The 6,728-nt window shown below is 68.5% G+C and carries 5 protein-coding genes; all 5 read right to left on the reverse strand.

The window, feature by feature from the left end; genetic code table 11:
• Positions 1–103: 103 nt before the first annotated feature.
• Positions 104–2,362, reverse strand: a complete 2,259-nt coding sequence (locus tag M3U25_RS05530; RefSeq protein WP_355499295.1) for a methyl-accepting chemotaxis protein — start codon at positions 2,360–2,362, stop codon at positions 104–106.
• A gap of 496 nt (positions 2,363–2,858) precedes the next feature.
• Positions 2,859–4,862, reverse strand: a complete 2,004-nt coding sequence (locus tag M3U25_RS05535) for a chemotaxis protein CheA (RefSeq protein ID WP_355499292.1) — start codon at positions 4,860–4,862, stop codon at positions 2,859–2,861.
• A 31-nt stretch (positions 4,863–4,893) separates the two neighbouring features.
• A complete protein-coding gene (locus tag M3U25_RS05540; RefSeq protein WP_010341778.1) occupies positions 4,894–5,259 on the reverse strand; it encodes a response regulator in 366 nt (121 codons plus the stop codon).
• Positions 5,256–5,564: an STAS domain-containing protein gene (locus M3U25_RS05545; protein ID WP_355499876.1), complete on the reverse strand. Its 309-nt coding sequence runs from the start codon at positions 5,562–5,564 to the stop codon at positions 5,256–5,258. The genes M3U25_RS05540 and M3U25_RS05545 overlap by 4 nt, the downstream gene beginning before the upstream one ends.
• Before the next feature lie 108 nt (positions 5,565–5,672).
• Positions 5,673–6,728 (reverse strand): chemotaxis protein CheW (locus M3U25_RS05550; RefSeq protein WP_355499288.1); only part of this gene is annotated, 1,056 nt, incomplete at its 5' end.

A 6,728-nucleotide genomic window follows, 5' to 3' on the forward strand; every position in this document is an offset into this window, starting at 1 on the left:
AATCGGCACGGGGCGGGTTTCCGGATGCAGCCAGTGCTGCGGTTGTGGTGGAGCGGCCGCCATGCTGGGGCGGCCGCCTGTAGCGAAAGACGGCCCGGTGTCCTCAGAACTCCTGCCAGTCGCCGGTGCTGGCCTCGGCCAGTGCGGCCACCCGCACTGGCGCCGGCGCCGGCCGGGGCGTGCGCGGGGGCGGCGTCGGCACCGCGCTGCGCGATGCGGCCGGACGCGCGATCCGTACCACGGTGGAGGCGGCTGGCGTGGCGCTTGCCGTGTCCAACTTGAACACCGCCACCGACTCGGTCAGGTGCCCGGCCTGTTCTTCCATGGAACGCGCTGCGGCGGTGGCCTCTTCCACTAGGGCCGCGTTCTGCTGGGTGGTTTCGTCCATCTGCATCACGGTCTGGTTGACCTGCTCGATGCCGGCCGACTGCTCCTGCGAGGCGGCGGCGATCTCGCCCATGATGTCGGTGACGCGCTGCACCGAACTCACGATCTCCTGCATGGTCTTGCCGGCCTGGTCGACCAGGACCGAGCCTTCGGCGACGCGTTCGACCGAGTCGTCGATCAGGTCCTTGATCTCCTTGGCGGCGTTGGCCGAGCGCTGCGCCAGCGTGCGCACTTCACTGGCCACTACGGCGAAACCACGGCCCTGATCGCCGGCACGGGCGGCTTCGACCGCCGCGTTCAAGGCCAGGATGTTGGTCTGGAAGGCGATGCCGTCGATCACCGAGATGATGTCGGCAATCTTCTTCGACGAGGCCTCGATGCCGCTCATCGTCTCGACCACCTGGCCGACCACGCTGCCGCCCTGCGAGGCGACCGCCGCCGCGCCGCTGGCGAGCTGGTTGGCCTGGCGGGCGTGTTCGGCGTTCTGCTTGACCGTGGAGGTCAGCTCTTCCATCGACGCAGCGGTTTCTTCCAGGCTCGCGGCCTGCTGCTCGGTGCGCCGCGACAGGTCGTCGTTGCCGGTGGCGATCTCGCTGGCCGCGGCATTGATGCTGACCGCGGCGGTCTGGATGCGGCCGACGATGCTGGTCAACTGATCGGTGGTGGCGTTGGCGTCGTCGCGCATGGTGGCGAACACACCGTGGAACTCGCCGTCCATGCGTGCGGTCAGGTCGCCGGCGGCGATGGCTTGCAGCAGGGCCGACAGCTTGCCCAAGTTGACGTCGCTGACCTCCATCATCGCGTTGAGGTCCTGCACCATGCGTTGGAAATCGTGCTGGAACCGCTCGGCATCGCCGCGGGTGCTGAAGTCGCCGGCCGCGGCCGCCGCCGCCAGTCGCTTGATCTCGGTATTGATCGCCAGCAGGCTGGCCTTGGCCGCATCCATCGACTCGTGCAGCACCGCGCGGCTGCCGGGCAGGCGACGCGCGTCGCGGCGCAGGTCGCCGTTGGCGTATTCGTTGAGCACGCCGATGGCGTCGACGATGGCGTCCAGGTGCTCGAACATCATGGTGTTGATGCCCTGGCTCAGCTCGCCATAGACGCCGGGGAAGTCCTGCGGCATGCGGTGGCTCATGTCCTTGTCCGCATGCAGTTCGATCATCAGCGCGGTTTCGCTGGAGAAGCGCCGCAACTGGGTCTGCATGCGATCCATCGCGCCCAGCAGGCGACCGGGTTCGTCGCGCGCGTCGGTGGTCACGTCGTTGTCCAGGCGGCCGTCGGCGATGGCCTCGGCAGCGCGGGTGGCGCGGCCCAGCGGACCGGTCAGGCTGCGGGTGATGCTCAGGGCCAGCACGCCACTGACCAGCAGAACGGCGATACCACCTGCGATCAGCATATTGCGGCCCTGCGCCATCGCCTTGTTGGCGTTGCCGTAAGCGGCTGCCGTCTCCCGTTCCTGCAAGGCCACGTTTTCGCGGATCTTGGCCTGCAGGGCGGCCGTCACCGGCCTGGCTTTTTCGTTCAGCAGCGTTTGCGCTTCGTCATTGCGATTGGCGTTGGCGAATGCGATCACCCTGTCGTTGAGCTTACCTGCCACGACGCGCTGCACGTCGATGTCCGCACGCAACTTCTTCACGCTTGCGTTGGATGGCGGGAACCCATCGAGTTCCTTGCGCAAGTCGGTGTAGCGCTGACGCGCTTGCCGGATTTCGGTCATCTCCTTCCGGTTGAGCGCCTCGTCCGACACCATGCTCAATGCGCTCAACGCGAGCAGGATGCGAGTGTTGGCGTCGAGCATGCCGTTGCTGATGCGGATCTTCTCGACGTTGACCTTGACGATGTGATGCAACTCGCTGCGCGCTTGCGCGATGGAAACCAGGCCGGCAGCCACCAGCAGGCAGGACAGTAAGATCAGTAGACCGAAACCGCCGCTGAGGCGGCGGCCCACGTTGTAGCGTTGAAGGAACAAAGTCATGGTTGAAACCCCTGGTCGAATGAAGGAGCTGCTGCGCGCGCTCCGAAGCGATCGGGAGAAACCCATCCTGTGACCGGCGTAGTGTCGTGATGAATTCGCGACTCTGCCTGGGGGCGCACGAACACCGCGTTCCACCAATGCCGACACAGGATCAGTTTCCCCTTCCCCTGACACATCGGCTTCAGCGATCGGCATGGCGCAACCGTTCGTTCCCCCTGAAGCGCCGGCGCACACCTCCCCAGGCGTGGACGGTCCGCACGTGTAGACAAAAACTGTGCGCAAGAGTCGTATCGGCAGCTGTGGCGAATTCTTTAGGGTTGCGTCTTGATGGTGTTTGGCGTTTCGCTGTGCCGGAACGATCACTGCGCGGCGCGAGGCGGGTCACGGCAGGCGGGTTGGCGTCGCGGCCGTCATGGAATCCGCGGCGCCCACAACGCAAAAGCCCCGGCATCGCTGCCGGGGCTCGTGTGTGGCGTGACGCGGGAGGGCGGGGCGATCAGGCCGCCTGCTGGACCCGCAGCGAGCGGACCAGGCCGCCGATGTCCACGATCAGGGCGACGCGGCCGTCGCCGAGGATGGTGGCACCGGAGATGCCGCTGATGCGCCGGTAGTTGTTCTCGATGTTCTTGACCACCACCTGCTGCTGGCCGATCAACTCGTCCACTTCCAGCGCCAGCTTCTGCCCATCGGCCTCGACCACCACCACCAGCGGTTCCTCGCTCTGCTCGATGCGGCCGAAGCCGTAGGAGTCGCTGAGCGAGAGAATCGGCAGGTATTCGCCGCGGACCCGCAGCACGCGGCCTTCGCCGGCCATGGTGCGGATGTCGTCGGCCTTCGGCTGCAGCGCCTCGATGACGTAGGCCAGCGGCAGGATCAGGGTCTCGCCGGCGACCGCCACGGTCATGCCGTCGAGGATCGCCAGGGTCAGCGGCAGGCGGATCAGCACGCGGGTGCCGCGGCCGGATTCGCTTTCCAGCTGCACTTCGCCGCCCAGGCCCTGGATGTTGCGGCGGACCACGTCCATGCCGACGCCGCGGCCGGACAGGTCGGTGACCGCGTCGGCGGTGGAGAAGCCCGGGGCGAAGATCAGGTCCCAGACCTGCGCATCGCTCGGGTTGTCCGGCACCGCGATGCCGCGTTCGGCGGCCTTGGCCAGGATGCGGTTGCGGTTGAGGCCGGCGCCGTCGTCGCTGACTTCGATGACGATGTGGCCGCCCTGGTGCGACGCGGCCAGGGTGATGGTACCGGTCTCGTCCTTGCCGGCGGCGCGGCGCGCCTCCGGCAGTTCCAGGCCGTGGTCGATCGAGTTGCGCACCAGGTGCACCAGCGGATCGGCGATCTTTTCGATCAGGCCCTTGTCCAGCTCGGTGCCCTCACCAATCGTGCGCAGGCGCACCTGCTTGCCGAGGCGGGTGGACAGGTCGCGGACCAGGCGCGGGAAGCGGCGGAACACCGCGTCCACCGGCAGCATGCGCACGCCGATCACCGCTTCCTGCAGGTCGCGGGTGTTGCGTTCCAGCAGGTCCAGACCGGCGAACAGGCGCTCGGCCACGGCCTGGTCCAGGCCGGTGGAGACCTGCTTGAGCATGGCCTGGGTGATGACCAGTTCGCCGACCAGATTGATCAGCGCATCGACCTTGTCGACGCTGACGCGGATCGAGCTTTCCGCTTCGTGCGCGGCGGCGGCATTGCCGGCCGGGGCGTTGGCGGCCACGGCCGCGGCCGGCGCGGCCGTGGCGGCGGTCGGCGGCGCGGTCAGCACCGGTGCCGGCGCGGTGGCCAGGCTCGGCGGCGGCACCGGGCGGATCTCCAGTTCGCAGTCGTCGATGACCCAGGCGAAGGTGTCTTCGATCGCGCTGCGCGGGATCTTGCCCACCAGGCCCAGGTCCCAGGCCAGGTAGGCCTCGAGCGGGTCGAGTTCGGCGAAGCCGGGCAGGCGCGTGCTGCGGCAGGCGACCTGCAGCGGGCCGAGGTGTTCGAGTTCGCGGATGATGCGCAGCGGGTCGTTGCCGCTCATGAACAGCGACGGCGCCGGGGTGAAGCCGATCTGCCAGGCTTCCGGCTCGGCCGGCTGGTTCGCTGCCGGGGTGGCGGCGGCCGGCGCGGCGGGGCTGCCGTTCAACGCGTGCTGCAGGCGTTCGTGCACGGCCTTGACCGCGGCCGGATCGGCCGGGACGCCGTGTTCGGCTTCGCGCAGCAGGGCGCGCAGCACGTCCACCGAGCCGAGGATGGCGTCGATGGCGTGCGCTTCGACTTCGCGCTTGCCGGCGCGCAGCTCGTCGAGCAGCGTCTCCAGCACGTGGGTAAGGCCGGCCATCGCTTCGAAGCCGAAGGTGGCGGCGCCGCCCTTGATCGAGTGCGCGGCGCGGAACACCGAGTTGATGGTCTCGGGATCGCGATTGCCTTCTTCCAGCGACAGCAATCCGGCTTCCATCGCATCCAGTCCTTCGCGGCTTTCCTCGAAGAAGGTGGCGTGGAAACGCTGCAGGTCCATGCTCATGGGGCGGGAATCCGGAAAAGGAGGGGAGGGATCAGCCCAGGACTTTCTGGACGGTGGCGATCAGCTGTTCGGGATTGAACGGCTTGACCAGCCAGCCGGTGGCACCGGCCGCCTTGCCTTCGGACTTCTTCTCCGCCGCCGACTCGGTGGTCAGCATCAGCATCGGGGTGAACTTGTAGTCCGGCAGCTGCCGCAGCTCGCGGATCAGGGTGATGCCGTCCATGTTCGGCATGTTGACGTCGGTGACCACCGCGTTGAAGCGCTGGCCCTTGGCGCGGCCCAGCGCGACCGCGCCGTCTTCTGCTTCTTCGACGGCAAAGCCGGCCGAGGTGAGGGCGAAGGAGACCATCTGGCGCATCGACGCCGAATCGTCCACTACCAAGATACGTGCGCTCATGCCGCGTTCTCCACAGATTTCAGATTGTCAGGGGTTGCAGGAAGGCCCAGCGATTCGCTGACCCCTAGCAGGCGGGCCGCATCGCGAAAGGTCGCGTTGCAGGCCTCGAATTCGGTGCGCTTGCCGTCCTTGCGACGGGCATCGACGAATGCGCACAGCACCTGTACGGATGCGGTATGGATGCGGCGCACTTCGCCGGCGTCCAGCCGCAGCACGTCGTCCGACGCAAGGAACGCGGTCAGGTGTTGTTTCAGGTCGGCGCTGGTCTCGATGCCGAGATCTTCGCCAAGGGGGACTGTGCTCATCATTGCTCCGCACCAATGGTTCTATGGCAGATAACGGCCGTGGCCTGAAAAGCTTTAGCGGCGGTTGGAAAGTGCGGCACCGTTCCCAGTTGCCGCCCGCCGCGTGGGTCAGTGCAGCAGTTGCTCGGCGTCGAGCAGGATCATCGGCTGTTGCGCCAGCCGCGCCACGCCGCGGAACAGATGGTTGGAAATGCGGCAGATGCGGGCATTGTCCGGCGGCTCGATCTGCTGGTCGCTGAGGCTGGCCACGTCTTCCACCGCGGACACGCGCAGGCCCAGGGTCTCGCCGTTCTCTTCCAGCACCACCACCCGGGTCTGCATGTCCATCTCGATCGGCGCGGCGCCCAGGTGCACGCCCAGATCGAGCACCGGCACCACCTGTCCGCGCAGGTTCATGATGCCGAGCATCGCCGGCGGCGTGCCACGCAGCGCCAGCAGCGGCACCGGCAGCACCACCTCCTGTACCTTCAGCAGTTCCAGCGCGTAGGCCTGCTCGCCGCAGCGCAGGCGCAGCCAGCGGGTGCGGCGCTCGGCCAGGCGGTCGGGGGCGATGGCCGAGCCGTGCGGCACGCTCGGGGCCATGAACGACTGCAGGTTCGGCGGCAGCTTGGCGCCGGCCGCCTGTGCGCGGCTGGCTTCGGCGCGGCGCTCCGGCGGCACCGCCATCGGCGGGCGCTTGACCGCGCGCGCGGCGGCGGCATCGTCTTCGGCGGCCAGGTCGCGCGGCACGGTGGCGCGCTGCCGTTCCATCGCCGCGACCGCATCCAGGTCGGCCTGGCGCTCGGCCTGCTGGGCCGGGGTCAGCGCGGCAGGCGCGGGTGCGTCCTGCGACATGATGCCGGCCAGGGCTGGATCCGAATCGGCCTCGGCCAGGACCGCGGCAGCGATCTGTTCGGGCGTCGGGCCGGCCGGGGCGGGCGCCAGCGCTTGCTGCGACATGATGCCGGCCAGGGCCGGATCGGAATCGGCTTCGGCCAGGACCGCGGCAGCGATCTGCTCGGGCGTGGGACCGGCCGGGGCGGGCGCCAGCGCTTGCTGCGACATGATGCCGGCCAGGGCCGGATCGGAATCGGCCTCGGCCAGGACTGCGGCAGCGATCTGTTCGGGCGTCGGGCCGGCCGGGGCGGGCGCCAGCGCTTGCTGCGACATGATGCCGGCCAGGGC

The organism is Xanthomonas sp. PPL134 (assembly GCF_040595915.1).
In the GTDB taxonomy this organism is placed as follows: Bacteria; Pseudomonadota; Gammaproteobacteria; order Xanthomonadales; family Xanthomonadaceae; genus Xanthomonas_A; species Xanthomonas_A indica.

Coding starts and splice junctions, on each gene's coding strand:
- M3U25_RS05530 (WP_355499295.1), bottom strand. CDS start 2,362: ATGACTTTGTTCCTTCAACGCTACAACGTGGGCCGCCGCCTCAGCGGC.
- M3U25_RS05535 (WP_355499292.1), bottom strand. CDS start 4,862: ATGAGCATGGACCTGCAGCGTTTCCACGCCACCTTCTTCGAGGAAAGC.
- M3U25_RS05540 (WP_010341778.1), bottom strand. CDS start 5,259: ATGAGCGCACGTATCTTGGTAGTGGACGATTCGGCGTCGATGCGCCAG.
- M3U25_RS05545 (WP_355499876.1), bottom strand. CDS start 5,564: ATGAGCACAGTCCCCCTTGGCGAAGATCTCGGCATCGAGACCAGCGCC.